This window comes from Arthrobacter sp. TS-15 (assembly GCF_006964045.1).
Taxonomy (GTDB): Bacteria; Actinomycetota; Actinomycetes; order Actinomycetales; family Micrococcaceae; genus Arthrobacter.
Genome location: NZ_SDXQ01000030.1, coordinates 26,129 through 42,668 on the forward strand (window position 1 = coordinate 26,129; position 16,540 = coordinate 42,668).

The window sequence follows — 16,540 nt, forward strand, 5'->3', positions numbered from 1 at the left end:
GGAGGGACGATGCGCATCCTTTAGCGAACCCGGATTGATGGAAAAAACTTCTGTAACGTCACAGCCTGCACCCCAGGCTCCCTCCCGCCCCTCCCGCCTGCCGGGCCGTTTCGCTCGGCTGCCTGAACTGGCGGGACCTGGTTTCCTGCCCTTGGGGCTCTTCGCCAGGCTACCCTTGGCCATGCTGACCGTGGGCACCCTGACCTTGGTCACAGCCGTCAGCCACTCCTACGCCATCGGCGGCATGGCAGCCGGAGCCGTCGGTATCGGCTCGGCGGTGGGGGCTCCCGTCCTGGGCTCCCTGGCCGACAGGGCCGGGCAACGGATCGTGCTGCTTGTGGCGGCAGTGGTCAACACCCTTGCTGTAGTGGGGCTCCTTGCTGCTGCGTACCTCACTACCGGTTACGGTTCCGTGGGCGAGGCGGCTGGTGTCCTCATTGTGGCCTTTCTCGCTGGCGCCAGTTGTCCCCAGGTGGGGCCCATGGCCCGTGTTCGGTGGATGGCGCTGACCACCCGTAATTTGTCCCCGGCTGCAGCAAACGGGGCCAGAAGCGTAGCAGCCAACCGGGCCGACCTTGATACCGCTCTGTCCTATGAAGGCACCGCTGACGAGGTCACTTTTGTCCTGGGCCCCGCCTTGGTGGGTGTTCTTGCCAGCTTGGTGGCACCCTGGTTGCCGCTCGCTTTGGCCGCTGTCATGACCATCACCCTGGTTCCGGCCTTCGCCGTCCATCCAAGCCAACACGCGGTGGTGCCCGCACCCCGCAAGCCGCGTACCGGCGTCGCGCCTTCCAATGGACAAGCCTCTACCGGCGAGCACTCCGCCCAAGTCCCTGCGCAGCGGCGTCATCGTTGGGCCGGAGCCGTGGTGGCCGTTCCCGTGGTGGCCATGGTGTGCATGGGTACGTTCTTTGGAGCTACCCAGAACGCGCTGAGTGCCTTCTCGGCGCAGTACGCTACGGCCGAGATCGCCGGACTGCTGTATGCAGTGATGGGGCTTAGTTCAGCTGTGGCGGCGCTGTCTGTAGCTTTCTGGCCGCAACGGTTCAGTCTGGCTTCCCGCTGGGTCGCCGCAGCGCTGGCGATGTCCGTTTTGTCGCTCCTGTTGCTTCTCCCTGCTGGTATTTGGCCCATGATCTTTGTCCTGCTGATACTAGGAATCCCCGTGGGGCCAGTGATGGTCACCGTCTTCAGCATCGGCGGCGTGGTGGCTCCAACCGGTCGCATGGCCACTGTGATGACGGCGCTCGCCAGCGGAATCGTGGCAGGAACAGCGTTGGGCTCCTACCTGGCCGGGCAATTGGCGCAAACGCAGGGGCCGGGCGCAGCCTTTGTCGTCTCGATGGCGGCTGCAGCGGGGCTGTTGCTGCTGGGTGTCCTCACATCCTTGGTGATGAAGCGCCCACCTCAGGGGTAACCGCTATGCGGCACTGCGGTAGCCGGTGGGAGAGTTCCCGAAAGCTGCGCGGAAGATGCGGCTGAAATGGGCGGCATCGGTGAACCCCCACCGCGCCGCGATGGCTGTTACAGGTCGATCGGCCAGCACAGGATCTCTAAGGTCCCGCCGGCACCGTTCCAGTCGCCGTTGCCTGATGGAGGAGGCTACCGTGGTCCCGATTTCCTGGAAGAGGTCGTGCAGATGCCGCGTTGAGATGTAGTGGGCCGCGGCAATGCTTCCGGGGGAGAGTCCAGGATCACCGAGGTTGGCCTCGATGTAGTCGTGAATGCGGCCAAGCAGCAGCAGATGCGGATCCCTGCCCGTCTCGATCAGTTGATCGAGCTCACCGTTGAAAAGCGTAGTGACCAGGTCCAGGGCGTTGTGGACCAACCGGAGTCCATTGGCCCCGGAGAGGGCCTCAAGGTTGTCGGCCAGTTTCACCAGGAAGGGGCTGATGAGCTCGCCCAGGCCCTCATCGCCCGGAATTCGCAAGGCTGTCACATGTCCCATGGCTTCGGCGGGCAAGTCCAACAAAACGTGCGGGAACATGAGCACCAACGTGCGGAAGTCGTCGTCGAAGGTTAATTGATACGGACGCGAGGTGTCGTAGATGGAGAGGTCCCCGGGGCGGAGCACGGCCTCGCGCTCGTCCTGAACCAGGCGGCCCGATCCACCGAGCTGGATGCTGAGTTTGAAAAAGCGCCCCGTGGACTTGGCAATCAGCTCCGGCGTGCGAAGCACAGTGTGAGGCCCGGCTGTAATCTCCACCACGGAGATCTGCCCCAGCACTCGTGCCCTCATCATGCCGTGGAAGTCAGTGCCCGGGAAGGAAGAGCTGTTGGGGCCCGTAGCCAGCAGGGGCACGAAAGAGCTGGAGATTGCTTTGCTCCACTCCTGGAACGACTCCGCCACAATGGTTTCCACAGTTGCGGGGCCCATATCAGCCGCGACGGTCATCAAACTCCTTTTCAGTGGCCCGCGGCGCCGGTGCCACTGGGGCAGGGAATGCCGGGTTTGCGGGCGTGAGCTTGCCCACGATTGTACACCGGCGCCTGCGTGGGCTCGTGCTTGCGTGCAGCGACAAACACCCTGCCGTGTGAGACAAGTCACGCGACGCCGCTGCGGTGGAAGATTGCGGAATGACACACACCGTGCCGCGCAATCTCCAGCGGCACCGAGGCAGGAGCACACTATGAGCGTGGACAACCCCGTCAAGGGCAGCGCCCCCGGAGCCGTAAGCACCAAGGGTCGGCTCGGCGTACCGGCAGTAACCTTCATGATTATCGCGGCCTCGGCGCCGCTGACCGTGCTGGCGGGCGGCGTGACCACCACTTTCGCGGTCACCGGGGTCACCGGCGTGCCGTTGTCATTCTTGATCCTTGGTGCAATTCTGGCGCTTTTCGCCGTGGGATACGCCGCCATGAGCCGGCACGTCACCAACGCAGGAGCGTTTTACGCATACATTGCGCAGGGCATCTCAAGACCAGCCGGGGTGGGCGCGTCACTGATCGCCCTCATGGCATACAACCTGATGCAAGTGGGCATCTACGGGCTGTTCGGCTTTACGGTCTCGTCACTGCTGTCCGCCCGCCTTGGTATCAGCATGCCGTGGTGGCTCCCCGTGCTGGTGTGCATCGCGATCGTCGGATGGCTGGGGGTGAACAGGGTGGACCTGTCCGCTAAAGTCCTTGGCGTCCTGGTGGCACTGGAGTTCCTGGTGGTCATTGTGTACGACGTCATCAGCCTCGCGGTGGCTCCAGAAGGTATCAGCGCTGCAACTCTAAGCCCCGAAAGCCTGTTCGTTCCCGGTATCGGAGCGGTACTCTCCTTCGGCATCGCCGCTTTCATGGGATTCGAATCCGCCGCCATTTATGGTGAAGAGTCCAAGGACCCACAACGCACGGTCGCAAGGGCAACGTTTGCTGCGGTTGGCATCATCGCTGTCTTCTATGCAGTCTCTGCCTGGGCCATGACTGTGGGAACGGGACCGTCCGCCGTGATTGAGACTGCCACCACCAATGGCCCGGACATGATCTTCGCCTTCCTGGGCGACCACGGTGGCGTGTTGCTCAGCGACATCGCCCAGGTCCTCTTTGTCACCAGCCTCTTCGCCGCACTCGTTAGCTTCCACAACGCGGTGGCCCGCTATTTTTTCTCCCTGGGTCGCGAGCGTGTCCTGCCGTCTGCGCTGGCGAAGGTGCGGACCGAAAGCGGGGCGCCGTTCGCCGGTTCGCTGGCGCAGACGGTGATTGCCGTCGTCGTAACCGTCGCCTTTGCCATTGCCGGTGCGGGTTCCGAACTGGGCGAGCTGTACCCCGTGCTGACCATGTTCACATGGCTCACCAACAGCGGCGCCATGGGGCTCGTGCTGCTCATGACCGTAGTGTCCGTGGCGGTGATCGGGTTCTTCCGCCGGCAGCAGCACGGGGCGGGCCTGTGGGTCAGGGTGATCGCTCCCGGCCTGGGGTTCGTGCTTCTGGCTATCGTCTTTGTGCTCATCATGGCCAACTTCAACGTCTTGCTGGGGCAGGCCGAGTCAACGGCGGCGACGTTCGTCCTCCCGATGCTGGTGCTGCTGCCTGGGCTGGTTGGCGTCATGTGGGGATTGCGGCTCCGGCGCTCGCAGCCTGACGTCTACGCCCGGATCGGCCATGGCTCGGAGGGCTAACGCAGCGTCAGGCCAGCTGGCTTTCGATTCGGGCAGCGCTGTCAGCGAGCGCTTTGCCGACTTCGTCGGGGTCCTGATCCAAGCGGATATAGACGACGGCGATCGCTGCCGGCCGCCCGCCCGGGACCCTAATGGGGGCGGCAATGGAGGACAATCCTGCAATGACTTCGTCGTGGCTGGTGGCGTACCCCAGGCGGCGGGCTTCGTGGGCTTCGGCGCGGTAGGGGTTCGGAGCGCCTACCTGCTGCCAGCGCTCTTCGGTCATGGTTGATTGGATGGCGATCCCGGGGGCGCCGGTGGCGATGGGGTGGCGGTTGCCCGGGTGCTGGGCCAGGGCGGCGCCGGAGTGCCGCGGTTCAACGGTGACAAGGTTGACACACTCCTGGTGGTCCCACACTGCGACGAAGGCGGTCATATGCAGCGTGTTGGCAAGTTGGGTGAGCTCGGGCAGCGCCGCAGTTTGCAGGCTTCTTGAAACACCGCGGGCCAGGACGGACAGGCCCGGGCCGGGTTGAACGCGCCCGGAGTCGTCGCGCACCAGCAGCGAGTGGTCTTCCAGCGTCCGTAGGATCCGGTAGGCCACGGAACGGTGTACGCCAAGGGCCTCGGTGAGTTCGGCGATGCTGAGGGGCCTTTCGGCGGCCGCCAGAATCTCCAGCGCGCGGATTCCGCGTGAGAGGGTTTGCGACGGCGGAGCTTGCGTTGGTGCTTCCGTTGGGCCCTTGACGTCGCTGCGGGGGTTCATGCGAACCATTCTATGGTGGCCCACGCCGCAGGGGTCTGTGCTTTGGCTCACAGGTTGTAGTATTCTTTCCTAACTGACCGTTCTGTCGGTTAATGCAAGTCAAGCGCCGACCAGTCACTCTCACCCCATGGAGTTCCAATGACCGCAACTTCCACTGTCGACTCTCCGTCAGGACCCAGCAGCAAGCGCGAGGAGCGCAGGGTACTGGCCGGGACGTTGGTGGGCACCACCATTGAGTGGTACGACTTCTTCATTTTCGCCCAGCTCACCGCCACCCTGTTGGCGCCGTTGTTCCTTTCTCCCTTGGAGAAGTCCAACCCGGGAGTAGCCCAGCTCCTGTCTTTCGCCACGATCGGCATCAGCTTCCTGTTCCGTCCCCTCGGGGCCTTTGTGGCCGGACACCTCGGCGACAGGATGGGCCGCAAGGCTGTGCTTGTCATGACGCTGGTGATGATGGGTGCTGCCACTGCGCTGATCGGCCTACTGCCCACCTACGCCACTATTGGCCTTTGGGCCCCCGTCCTGCTGATCACCCTGCGCGTTGTCCAGGGATTCTCGGCCGGTGGGGAATGGGGCGGCGCTGCACTGATGGCCGTGGAGCATGCACCTCTGAAGAAGCGCGGGCTTTTCGGCGCCTACCCGCAGATCGGTGTTCCGATCGGCATGATCCTGGCCACGGGGCTGTTGTTCCTGCTGCAGTCGGGGATGTCCAAGGAAGACTTTGCCTCTTGGGGATGGCGTGTGCCGTTCCTGCTGTCCGTGGTCCTCATCGTGGTGGGATACCTGATCCGTCGCGCCGTTGGTGAGAGCCCCGTCTTCAAGGAGATCGCCCAGCGCAAGGCTGAAAGCAAGGCGCCCCTGGGTGAACTGTTCCGTAAGAACAAGAAAGAAGTTGTTCTTGCTGCCTTGATCTTCATCGCCAACAACGCTGCCGGCTACCTGCTGATCGCCTTCTTCATCTCCTACGCCACACGTACCTTGAAGATGCCTACGCCTCAGGTCTTGCTGGCCACCACCATTGCGTCCTTCGGGTGGCTCATCTTCACCATGGTGGGCGGTTGGTTGTCGGACAAGATTGGTCGCGTCAAGACGTTCCTGATCGGTTATGGCCTGGTCTTCGCGTGGATGATTCCCATGTTTGTGCTGATCGATTCCAAGGACATCGTGCTTTACGGAACTGCACTGTTCGTCCTCACTATCGGACTGGGTCTGTCCTACGGTCCAATGTCCGCCATGTATGCGGAGATGTTCCCGGCCCAGGTCCGGTACTCGGGAATTTCCATCGGCTACGCGCTCGGTGCAATCCTGGGCGGCGCTTTCGCTCCGCTCATTGCCCAAGCTCTCCTGGATACCACCAAGTGGTCCGGATCGGTGGGCATCTACATCATGGTTCTCTGCGTGATCTCCGCAATTGGCGTGATTTTGGCCAAGGAAACCCGTGGCCGTCCGCTGGGGTACAGCGTCCACCACTAACAAATGGCAAACAAAAGACGGGTGTGGTCCACAGGGACCGCGCCCGTCTTTGCGTTCAGACCACGACGGCGGCTACTTACGGCCGCTGGCACCGGCACCTTCCAACTGGCCTACGACGTCGGCGTCGGACAATTGCTCGAAGCGTTCATAAAATGCGCCAACTGCATGGAACTTGCCGGGCGTGTGCAACGCGATCACAACGTCGCAGACCCGGGCCAAGGAGGTTGAGGCCTCCAGGGAGGCGACCGGCACTGCAGCGATGACGGTGCCGGCCCCGCCGGCCCGGACGGCCTCCACGGCTGCCCGCATGGTGGCGCCGGTGGCCAGTCCGTCGTCGGCCAACACCACTGTTTTTCCGCGAAGATCGTGCTCGATGCCGGGGTATTTGTGGGCACGGCGGATGAGTTCGGAACGTTCATGGGTTTCCACGGCATCCAAAGCGGACTGGGAGATTCCGTGCGCGAGAATGAGCTCCTTCAGGGGCCTGTTGACCATTCGCAGGACGTCGCCCTGCGACCACGCCAGCGCCCCGAAAGCGGTCTCGTCACGGCCGGGGATCCCCAATTTTCGGACCAGCACGGCGCCAAACGGCAGGTACAGTTCTGCGGCCGCGGCTGCGGCTACCGGGACTCCACCACGGGCCAGGCCCAGGACGATGGTGTCTGGCCGTTCCCTCAGTTGGGGGAGTGCTTCAGCCAGGCGTCGACCGGCTTCCGCGCGGTCCTTGAAACGCATGCCCATCTGCTCCACTTCCACGTAATTCGTTGCACTCCCAAGCCTACAGTCCACACCTTGCCCGGTGGCGCGCCCACTGAAAGCATGGCCTTGTGAACAAGCCCATCGGATATTGGATCAAGAGGCTCGACGCCGCACTGGAAATACAGCTGGACGCCACCCTGGCCAGGATCAAACTCACCCGGCGCCAATGGCACACCTTGGGCACGCTATCGGAGGGTGCCATGCGGCCGGATCGATTGGAGGACATCCTGCAGCCGCTGTGGGGCGGCGATTCCCGGCTGCGCGAACGCGAACTTGCGGCCTTGGTGGGGCGGGGAATGATCATCATGATCGACGACAGGCTGGCGCTGAGCGACCGGGGCCGCGAGAAATACCACGAGGCCCAGCGCTTGGTGGAAGATGCGCGTCAGGACCTGTCCATGGGCATAGGCATTGACGAGTACGCGATGGCCCTGAGCGTGTTGGAGCGCATGAGCCTGAACGCGGAGCGACTGGCCCGCTGAGACCTACACGCCGAGGAACTCGACCGCAGCTTCCTTGAAAGCCCGGCTAGTAATGACATTGGTGTGGGTGCGTCCCGGGATCACCAGGGTCTCCACCATGCCGCCACGCTTGCCGGCAATGGAGGCCAGCTCCGGCATGGTGGCTGCCCGTTCGTCTTTCTCTCCTGCCACGAGCAGCAGTGGCATGTGAGGGGCGGCCTCTGCAGGATCGAAAGGTTCGCCCTTGATGGCTTCGATGAGCGACAACATGGCAAACAGGTTGTTGCTTGGAAGCATTTGGGCCATCTTCAGCAGGCCTGCCGTGGACCCGTCCTCGATGGGTGTACCGTCGGCCAGATGCCGCTGCGCGGCCACGAGGTCGAAAGCTGCCAACGGATCCGCCGAGCTCGGCCCGCCCAGGACGATGCGGTGAACGAGGTCCGGCTGGGTGGCGCCGAACTCCCACGCCAGCCTGGAACCGAGCGAGTAGCCAATGACGTCCAGTCCCGTGGAAGGATCGCCTTCGCGCAGGGGCCGGGCGCCGGCGTCGGTCACTATTTGGAGAAGGTCGGCGCGGATGCGGCTGGGCGTGTACGAATCCAGGTCCTCAGGGGAGTGGCTCCGGCCGTGACCGGGCAGGTCTACGGTGATGACCCGGCGCCCTGCGTCCTGAAGCGTGGTGATCCAACCGCTGTCCACCCAGTTCAGTTTCGTGGAGGAAGAGAAGCCATGGATCAGCAGGACGGGGCGCAGCCCGGCGTCGGTAGTCGGCTCATGGACTTCCACGAACAGTCCGGGGTCGGTGCCCTCCACTGTGTGCCCGTGCTGTTCCATGGTGTGCCTTCCGGTCATCACGTCAGTCCTCATCCAGTACGGCGCTCAGGCGGACCCGGCGCTTGGGTGCTTCGTCCTTCGGAACAGTGCCCACGATCCCGGCAGTGTCATCCGGAACCTCGAACACGATCAGCGGCTCGCCAACGTTGATCGTGTCACCGGGCGCTCCGTGAATACGCACCACTTTACCCGCCTGCGGGCTGGGCAATTCGAGGGCCGACTTGGTGGTTTCCAACTCCACGATCGCCTGGTTGCGTTCCACCTGCTGACCGGGCTCCACGAGCCAGTCCAGCACTGTTGCCTCAATCAAGCCCTCGCCGAGGTCCGGAAGGGGGAAGGAAATTTCAGCCACGGCGGTACTCCAGTACGCGTTGGATCCCAAAGAGGATGCGGTCGATGTTGGGGATGTATTCGTCTTCCAGGTCTCCGGAGGGATAGGGCACGTCGAAGCCCGTCACGCGTTCCACCGGCGCTTTGAGCGTCGCGAAACAGCTCTGCGTGATGAGTTGGGCCACTTCGGCGCCCAGGCCTGAGGTCAGCGGCGCTTCATGGACGACGACGGCGCGGCGCGTCTTCCCGACGGAGGTCGCCAACGCTTCCGCGTCGATCGGTTTCAGCCAGCGAAGGTCCAGGACCTCGACGTCGATGCCGTCTTCGGCCGCCAGTTCGGCAACCTGCAGGCAACGGGCCACCATGGCGCCCCACGCCACGAGGGTCAGGTGCCTGCCTTCCCTCGCCACGCGGGCGCCGGTGAGGTTGCTGCCGTTGTCCGCTCCGCCGTCGTGCGCTGCAGTGGCCGCATCCACCGAGGTGAGGTCCACCGGTCCCTTCTGCCAATAGCGGGACTTCGGTTCCATGAAAATGACCGGGTCCGGTCGAGCTGCCGCGTACTTGAGCAGGTGGTAGGCATCGTTCGGGGTGGACGGTGATACCACTTTGAGCCCCGGAACGTGGGCGAAGAGCGCCTCCAAGGACTCTCCGTGGTGCTCGGGTGCACGGATACCGCCAAAGCTGGGCACGCGCAGGGTGATGGGCATGGGCAGGGTCCCGCGGCTGCGGTAGTTCATCCGTGCGATCTGGCAGACGATCTGGTTGATGGCCGGATACGCGAAGCCGTCGAACTGGACTTCGGGGATGGGGTGGAAGCCTGCCACGGCCAGGCCCACGGACATTCCGAGGATGCCGGATTCGGCAAGCGGGGTGTCAAAGACACGGTCCTCGCCGTGCTTTGCCTGGAGGCCGTCGGTGATGCGGAAGACGCCGCCCAGCCGGCCGCAGTCCTCGCCAAAGATGACCGCCTTGGGGTTCTCGGCCAGGATCTCGTCCAGGGCACGGTTGAGTGCTTGCTGCATGGACAGTTGCTGAACGCCAGCTGCGGCAGCTTCAATGCCTGGCAAGGCAGTCATGGTCTCAGACATGTTCGGACTCCTCGCGCCACGCGGTGGCCTGGGATTGAAGGGCGGGCGTTGGTTCCTGGAAGACCAGGCCGAACATTTCGGCGCCGGGGCGGGGGCCCAGGTCCTCGATGCCGGTACGGATGGCTTCCTCTTCTTCTTCGGCCTTCCGCTGCGCTTCGGCGAAGAAGGCCTCGTCTGCAACCCCTTCGTCGAGCAGCCGCTGCCTGAAGCGCTCCAGCGGATCCTCGCCGGCGTCGAGGCGTTCCTCATCCAGCGTGCGGTAGCGGCCGGGATCGTCGGCGGTGGAGTGCGGCCCGCGGCGGTAGGTCATGGCTTCAATCACCACGGGTCCGTTGCCGGCGCGGCAGTGCGCTAAAGCGGAACGAGTGGCTTCGAAAACAGCTACCACGTCATTTCCGTCCACCTGCAGGGACGGGATTCCGTACCCGGCAGCGCGAGCCGCGACCGATCCGCCGGCTACCTGGCGTTCCGTGGGGACGGAGATGGCCCAGCCGTTGTTCTGGATGAAGAACACCACGGGAGCCTTCATGACTGCCGCGAAGTTCATGGCTTCGTGGACGTCGCCCTGTGAGGAGGCGCCGTCGCCGAAGTACGTCATGGCAACGCCCGTTTCACCCTCCGCGTGGCCGGAAAGGGTTTGGCCATGGGCCCAGCCGACAGCGTGCAGGACCGAGCCCGCAACCACGGCCTGAATGGGTGCGAACCTGGATTCCAACGGGTTGTACATACCACCGTGCCACGTGGCCTTATGGGTGGACATGTAGCCCACCATGTCCAGGCCCATCGCCCGGGCAACGCCCATCTCACGGTAGGTGGGGAAGACGAAGTCACGGGTCCGGTCAACGGCGTAGCCGCTGCCTACCTGGGCGGCCTCCTGGCCGAGCTCCGGGGCGTATCCCGGGATGATGCCTTGGCGCTGCCAGGCGACGGCTGAGGTGTCCAGATGCCGGACGGCTGCCATCAGGGTGTACAGCTCACGGAGTTGATGGTGGGTGAGCGGGGCCGCGTCATCATCGACGGCGGCCAGCACGGCTTTGGTAGTCATGGCTGTGACCCTAGTCACCCATTACGCCTGTGCGCAATCAGTGCAGTTCTAGCGGCACACTTTGTACATTTTGGGCACACAAAGAAGCCCTACACAGTACAAACTGTGCAGGGCTTCCTGATGATGATGAGCAGCTGGCTACTCGACCGGCGTGGTCTGCCTGCCAGCCTTGGCCCTGGCGTTGAGGAAGCAGCCGGCGGCGATGACCATGATCAGGATGAACGTTCCGATCAGCTGCCCGGCGCTTTCCGGGTTGGCGAAGCCCACCACCAGGATGAGGCCCAACAGGACAAGGCCCACGATGGTGAGGAAGGGGAATCCCTTCATGCGCAGCGGCAGCTCGGTGCCGTCCCGGTCAGCCCTGCGGCGAAGGATGAACTGCGAGACCAGTGCGGTGCCCCACACCACGAGGCATGTGGATCCCACAAGGTTCAGCAGAGCCGGCAGGATCTTCTCCGGAAACAGCAACTCAAGGACCGTGGCGATGAAGCCGAAGGCAACTGAGATGCCGACTGCGGCGACGGGAACCTTTGAACCGCTCAGGCGGGACAGGAAGCGTGGAGCTTCGCCGCGCTCTGAGAGGGAGAAAATCATGCGGGAGGCGCCGTAGAGGTTGGCGTTGAGGGCGGACAGCAGGGCGACGACGGCTACCAGGGTGATGGCCGCTCCGGCGCCGGGGATTCCTGCAAGGTCCAGAACTCCGGCGAATGGGGACTTCAATCCTTCCGATCCCACCGGAAGGACGGCTGCGATCACGAACACCGAGCCGATGTAGAAGACCAGGATGCGCCAAACAACTGTACGGATGGCCTTGCCTACGCTGTGGGCGGGGTTCTCGGTTTCGGCGGCGGCGACGCTGACGATCTCGGTTCCACCGAAGGCGAAGATCACGACGAACAAGGCGGCCGCGATGCCGCCGATGCCGTTGGGGGCAAAGTCGCTGAACGCTGAGAACCCGGGGGAGGGCACGTTAGGCAGCCAACCCAAGAGCAGGGCTGCGCCGATCAGTAGGAAGATCACGATCGCTGCGACCTTGAGGATGGCGAACCAGAACTCGAACTCACCAAAGTTGCGGACGCCCACAAGGTTGATGCCCGTGAAGACCACCATGAAGACCAGCGCCAGGACCCAGACGGGGATGACGGGCCAGATCGAGAACAGCAGACCGGCTGCTCCGATGGCTTCGGCTGCAATGACCACTACTAGCTGCAACCACCACAACCAGCCGATGGTTCCGCCGGCGGTCTTGCCCATGGCTTTCTCCGCGTAAACGGAGAACGCGCCGCTGTTCGGGTTGGCTGCCGCCATCTCGCCAAGGGCCCACATGACCAGGATGATCAGCGTACCGGCGACGAGGTAGGAAATAAGGACTGCCGGACCGGCCGCCTGAACGCCCGCCCCCGAGCCGAGGAAGAGGCCCGCGCCGATCGCGCTGCCTAGCCCCATCATGGTGAGCTGGCGCGGCTTGAGCGAATGGCCGAGGCCGGATGTTGGCGCAGGAGCCGCGATGGACTTCGTTGTCATACGTGTCTACCTTCTATGGATTACATGCTGGTTTGGCGTGCTGGCCTCATGGGTTTGGCACGCGGGCGTCGACGACGCAGCAAGAGCCGTGGAATAATTCTCGCAGTTTGTAAGATACATCACTTTTTGCTGTAGCGATGTGATGGGTAAGTTACCCCGGGGACAGGAACTTTGATGCTGGTGGATGCGCTTGATGCAAAAATTGTACGTTTCTTCACTGATTCACCGCGATCTTCAGTGCTGGAAGCTTCCCGCGTGCTCAGGGTTGCCAGGGCGACGGTGCAGTCCCGGATAGACAGAATGATTGAAAACGGGGTCATCGGTTCCTGGGTTCCCCAGCCTGATCCCGCCAACTTCGGCTTTCCGGTGGTGGCGTTCTGCTCGGTGACCATCACCCAGGAAATCGGCCACGATGCCATCATCGAAAGCCTCAGTGCCATCCCGGAAATTATCGAGGTTCATACTGTCACTGGAAATTCGGACCTGATGGTGCGGATCGCCGCGCGGTCCAACCCTGATATGCAACGCGTCCTTGATGCCATGATCGCCACCAAGTCCGTGGTCCGGTGTTCGTCGGTCATCGTCCTGAACAGCCACATCCAGGGCCGCACGCTCCCGCTGATGGAAGCTGCCGCCAAGCCAGTGTGACGTAAAGCATTTTGCTCCGCGTCGATCGAGCCGTACCATTAGTTTTAGTCAACATGACTTTAACTAGCGCTTCACTGACCGGGGAGCGTTTCGGACGGCGATGAAGCGAGGTGAACGCCGTGAACACCAACTCAGCCAACGTTGCCGAGCGGCGGCTTGCACCGCCGTCGCTGGCTATTTCAACGGTGATTTTCGCCCTCCGCCCCAGCGAGACATCCGGGCGCCCAACCCTGTGGTTGCCGTTGGTACGGCGTATCCGTGAGCCTTACAAAGACATGTGGGCGCTCCCGGGTGGACCGTTGGCCCACGACGAATCCCTCCAGGATGCGGCTTCACGGAACCTCCGCGAAACCACCGGCCTGGCCCCTCACTACCTTGAGCAGCTCTACGCTTTCGGCGGCCTCCATAGATCGCCCACCCAAAGAGTGGTCTCCATCGTGTACTGGGCACTGGTGCAACCCACTGAAGCTGCCCTCGCTGACGAGTCCGAGAATGTGCGCTGGTTCCGGGCAGACAAGCTCGCCGAACTGGCCTTCGACCACAACGCAATCGTGGACTACGCCCTGTGGCGGCTGCGCAACAAGATGGCCTACGGGACCATCGCCTACCACCTGCTGGGAGAGTTTTTCACCCTCGCCCAGGTCCGCGAAGTCTACGAGGCCGTGCTGGACCGCCAGCTCGATCCCGCTAACTTTCGCAGGCACGTCAAGGCAACACCGGAAATCGAAGAAACCGGTGAATACCTTCAAGGCGGAAAACACCGCCCGCCACGCCTCTACCGCTTCACCGGCACGCCCGGCCTCGGGCCAGATAACAGGAGTACACCATGAGCAGCGTTAACACTGCCGTCCAGCTGATCACTCGCGAAGAAGCCGAGAAAGGCCTCTCCCGCGCAGGGGCCACGTGCAGCCCGGCCTTGGCCAGGGGCCCATGGGAGTACGACCTCGCCGAAGCACTTGCCGGCGAACCTGCTTATGGCCCGGGTGCTTCCAGCGAGGATGTCGCTCCCAAAGCCACACCGCGCCAGGGCCAGCTGCCCGATGAGTACAAAAAAGCCACCGACGCCGAACTTGACGCCCGCATCCGGGCCGCCAAAGCGACACTCGGGGACCGGGCCGTCATCCTGGGCCACTTCTACCAGCGTGACGAAGTCATCCAGTACGCGGACTTCGTGGGCGATTCCTTCCAGCTCGCCAACGCTGCCCTGACCAAGCCCGACGCCGAAGCGATCATCTTCTGCGGTGTGCACTTCATGGCCGAGACAGCGGACATCCTCTCCACGCCCGAACAGGCCGTCATCCTGCCAAACCTTGCCGCGGGATGCTCCATGGCTGACATGGCAGATGAAGACTCCGTGGAGGAATGCTGGGAGCAGCTTGAAGAAATCTTCGGCACGGACCCGGATGCCTCCGGCCGGGTACCCGTCATCCCTGTCACCTACATGAACTCCTCTGCAGCACTCAAGGCGTTCTGTGGCCGCAACGGTGGGATCGTCTGCACCTCGTCCAACGCCAAAGTGGTTCTGGAATGGGCGTTCGAACGCGGTCAGCGCGTTCTGTTCTTCCCCGATCAACACCTGGGCCGCAACACCGCCAAGGCACTGGGCGTCCCGCTTGAGCAGATGCCCATGTGGAACCCGCGCAAGGAACTTGGCGGCAATGACGAACAGGTACTACAGGACTCCCGGGTCATCCTCTGGCACGGCTTCTGCTCAGTCCACAAGCGCTTCAACGTGGGCCAGATCGAGAAAGCCCGGCAGGACTTCCCGGGCGTCAACGTGATTGTCCACCCCGAATGCCCCATGGAAGTAGTGGACGCCGCAGACTCCGCAGGATCCACCGACTTCATCAAGAAGGCCATCGCCGCCGCCACCGAATCCACCACGTTCGCGATCGGCACCGAGATCAACATGGTGAACAGGCTCGCCGCCGAATATCCGCAGCACACCATTTTCTGCCTCGATCCCGTCATTTGCCCCTGCTCCACCATGTACCGCATCCACCCCGGATACCTCGCCTGGGTCCTGGAGGAACTCGTGGAAGGACGCATCGTCAACCGCATCACCGTTGACGACTCCGTGCAGGACAACGCCAAAATTGCGCTCGAACGCATGCTGGCAGCCAAACCTGCCTAAAACCGACGGCACCACAAAGCCGGCATCACCGTCCGGGCGCATCAAGACCCGACTAGCCGAATCGAGCCTCATATGACTACAGAGAGCCTTACCGGCGGGGCCGCCTCCCAAAGGCTGGTCGTCGTCGGAAGCGGCATCGCAGGTCTGTACTCAGCCCTTCTTGCTGCCGATGCCGGCGCGGAAGTGGTGCTGCTGACCAAAGGTGCGCTCGCAGACAGCAACACCTACTACGCCCAAGGCGGGATTTCCGCTGTGCTGGACGAGCCGGCCCCCGGCGATACTGTGGCAGCCCACATCGCCGACACACTCAAAGCCGGGGCCGGCCACTGCAATGAAGAAGCAGCACGGGTGCTGTGCACTGAGGCCCGGTTGGACATCGCAGGACTGGCACGTTTCGGCGTCCACTTCGACCTTGACGACGACGGCGATCCCGCACTGGGTCTCGAAGCCGCCCACTCAGCTCCCCGCATCCTCCACGCCGGTGGCGACGCTACAGGAGCCGGAGTGGCGGCCGCGCTGATCAAAACCGTGCTGGACTTCCAAGCCGCAGGAAAGATCCAGGTCATAGGGCACGCCCACGTGACATCGCTCTCCTTGGGGGGACCGGGCGGCGGCCGTGTAGTGGGAGCGAACTTCCTCCACGATGGCCGCCACCTCGGCGTCCACGGCGACTCTGTGTTGCTCGCCACCGGGGGAGCCGGCCAGCTGTTCGCCCAAACCACCAATCCCTCAGTGGCAACAGCGGATGGCCTGGCACTGGCGTGGCGTGTTGGGGCGGCCGTGGCAGACCTTGAGTTCTTTCAATTCCACCCAACGTGCATGGTTCTCCCGACTGAGGCACGGGAAGCAGAAGGCAACAACGACCCCCTGCTCATCTCCGAAGCGGTACGGGGCGAGGGCGCCATCCTGGTAGATGCCACCGGTCACCGCTTCATGCCCGACTACCACCCTGATGCCGAACTCGCACCCAGGGACGTCGTCTCCCGCAGCATCGCCCTTCACCTCACAAAACTCGGCGACCCCAACGGCCACGTGTTCCTGGACGCCACCGTGATTGAGGAAAGCCGAGGAAAAGGCTTCCTGGCCAAACGTTTCCCCACCCTCAGCAAACGCACCCGCCAAGCCGGCGTTGACTGGACCACCGAGCTTGTTCCTGTAGCACCCGCGGCCCACTACTGGATGGGCGGCGTGGTCACCGACCTTTACGGCCGCACCTCTGTTCCCGGGCTACTGGCCGCCGGCGAAGTGGCGTGTACCGGGGTGCAAGGTGCCAACCGGCTGGCCAGCAACTCCCTGCTCGAGGGCCTCGTGTTCGGGCGGCGGGCTGTTGAAGCGTTCCTCGTTGGTGACCGCGACGCCGCAGGCGCCAAGGGGCCTGCGGCGTCGCGGTCAC

16 protein-coding genes are annotated in these 16,540 nt (G+C 63.4%); 8 read left to right on the forward strand and 8 right to left on the reverse strand.

Annotated features, from left to right (window positions below; translation table 11 throughout):
* Positions 1-37 precede the first annotated feature (37 nt).
* A complete protein-coding gene (locus EU811_RS12275) occupies positions 38-1,417 on the forward strand; it encodes an MFS transporter (RefSeq protein ID WP_142938690.1) in 1,380 nt (459 codons plus the stop codon).
* A gap of 3 nt (positions 1,418-1,420) precedes the next feature.
* Here the strand turns inward: EU811_RS12275 and EU811_RS12280 are convergent, their stop codons facing one another.
* Positions 1,421-2,395, reverse strand: a complete 975-nt coding sequence (locus EU811_RS12280) for an AraC-like ligand-binding domain-containing protein (RefSeq protein ID WP_142938691.1) — start codon at positions 2,393-2,395, stop codon at positions 1,421-1,423.
* Positions 2,396-2,630: 235 nt separating this feature from the next.
* On the opposite strand from EU811_RS12280, the gene EU811_RS12285 reads away from it, so the two are divergent.
* The gene (locus EU811_RS12285) at positions 2,631-4,106 is read left to right on the forward strand and encodes an APC family permease (protein WP_142938692.1); all 1,476 of its coding nucleotides are present in this window, start codon (positions 2,631-2,633) and stop codon (positions 4,104-4,106) included.
* A gap of 7 nt (positions 4,107-4,113) precedes the next feature.
* Here EU811_RS12285 and EU811_RS12290 read toward each other — a convergent pair whose 3' ends face one another.
* Positions 4,114-4,860 (reverse strand): IclR family transcriptional regulator, encoded by a 747-nt coding sequence (locus EU811_RS12290; protein WP_142938706.1) that lies wholly within the window; start codon positions 4,858-4,860, stop codon positions 4,114-4,116.
* Between the two features lie 129 nt (positions 4,861-4,989).
* Here EU811_RS12290 and EU811_RS12295 point away from each other — a divergent pair, with 129 nt between their 5' ends.
* Complete coding sequence (locus EU811_RS12295) at positions 4,990-6,324, forward strand: MFS transporter (RefSeq protein ID WP_142938693.1); 1,335 nt, start codon at positions 4,990-4,992, stop codon at positions 6,322-6,324.
* A 72-nt stretch (positions 6,325-6,396) separates the two neighbouring features.
* On the opposite strand, the gene EU811_RS12300 is transcribed toward EU811_RS12295, so the two are convergent.
* Positions 6,397-7,080 carry a phosphoribosyltransferase gene (locus EU811_RS12300; protein WP_142938694.1) on the reverse strand — a complete coding sequence of 228 codons (684 nt, stop codon included), beginning with the start codon at positions 7,078-7,080 and terminating at the stop codon, positions 6,397-6,399.
* 71 nt (positions 7,081-7,151) lie between these two features.
* Here EU811_RS12300 and EU811_RS12305 point away from each other — a divergent pair, with 71 nt between their 5' ends.
* Positions 7,152-7,565 (forward strand): MarR family transcriptional regulator, encoded by a 414-nt coding sequence (locus tag EU811_RS12305; protein ID WP_142938695.1) that lies wholly within the window; start codon positions 7,152-7,154, stop codon positions 7,563-7,565.
* A gap of 3 nt (positions 7,566-7,568) precedes the next feature.
* Here EU811_RS12305 and EU811_RS12310 read toward each other — a convergent pair whose 3' ends face one another.
* The 5 genes from EU811_RS12310 to EU811_RS12330 form a co-directional block, all read right to left on the reverse strand.
* Entirely contained in the window at positions 7,569-8,396 is an 828-nt protein-coding gene (locus EU811_RS12310; RefSeq protein ID WP_142938696.1) for an alpha/beta fold hydrolase, read from the reverse strand.
* Between the two features lie 4 nt (positions 8,397-8,400).
* Positions 8,401-8,730, reverse strand: a complete 330-nt coding sequence (locus tag EU811_RS12315) for a biotin/lipoyl-containing protein (protein WP_014922133.1) — start codon at positions 8,728-8,730, stop codon at positions 8,401-8,403.
* Positions 8,723-9,796: an alpha-ketoacid dehydrogenase subunit beta gene (locus tag EU811_RS12320; RefSeq protein WP_142938697.1), complete on the reverse strand. Its 1,074-nt coding sequence runs from the start codon at positions 9,794-9,796 to the stop codon at positions 8,723-8,725. The genes EU811_RS12315 and EU811_RS12320 overlap by 8 nt, the downstream gene beginning before the upstream one ends.
* The gene (locus tag EU811_RS12325; protein WP_142938698.1) at positions 9,789-10,841 is read right to left on the reverse strand and encodes a thiamine pyrophosphate-dependent enzyme; all 1,053 of its coding nucleotides are present in this window, start codon (positions 10,839-10,841) and stop codon (positions 9,789-9,791) included. Before EU811_RS12325 ends, EU811_RS12320 begins: the two co-directional genes overlap by 8 nt.
* A 138-nt stretch (positions 10,842-10,979) precedes the next feature.
* The gene (locus EU811_RS12330) at positions 10,980-12,365 is read right to left on the reverse strand and encodes an amino acid permease (protein WP_142938699.1); all 1,386 of its coding nucleotides are present in this window, start codon (positions 12,363-12,365) and stop codon (positions 10,980-10,982) included.
* A 174-nt stretch (positions 12,366-12,539) separates the two neighbouring features.
* Between EU811_RS12330 and EU811_RS12335 the strand changes: the two genes are divergently transcribed.
* The 4 genes from EU811_RS12335 to EU811_RS12350 all read left to right on the forward strand — a co-directional run.
* The gene (locus tag EU811_RS12335) at positions 12,540-13,013 is read left to right on the forward strand and encodes an Lrp/AsnC family transcriptional regulator (protein ID WP_014922130.1); all 474 of its coding nucleotides are present in this window, start codon (positions 12,540-12,542) and stop codon (positions 13,011-13,013) included.
* A 110-nt stretch (positions 13,014-13,123) separates the two neighbouring features.
* Positions 13,124-13,843 carry an NUDIX hydrolase gene (locus tag EU811_RS12340; RefSeq protein WP_142938700.1) on the forward strand — a complete coding sequence of 240 codons (720 nt, stop codon included), beginning with the start codon at positions 13,124-13,126 and terminating at the stop codon, positions 13,841-13,843.
* Entirely contained in the window at positions 13,840-15,147 is a 1,308-nt protein-coding gene (gene nadA / locus EU811_RS12345) for a quinolinate synthase NadA (protein ID WP_142938701.1), read from the forward strand. The genes EU811_RS12340 and nadA overlap by 4 nt, the downstream gene beginning before the upstream one ends.
* A gap of 72 nt (positions 15,148-15,219) precedes the next feature.
* Positions 15,220-16,540: L-aspartate oxidase (locus EU811_RS12350; RefSeq protein ID WP_142938702.1), on the forward strand; the 1,321-nt coding region annotated here is incomplete at its 3' end.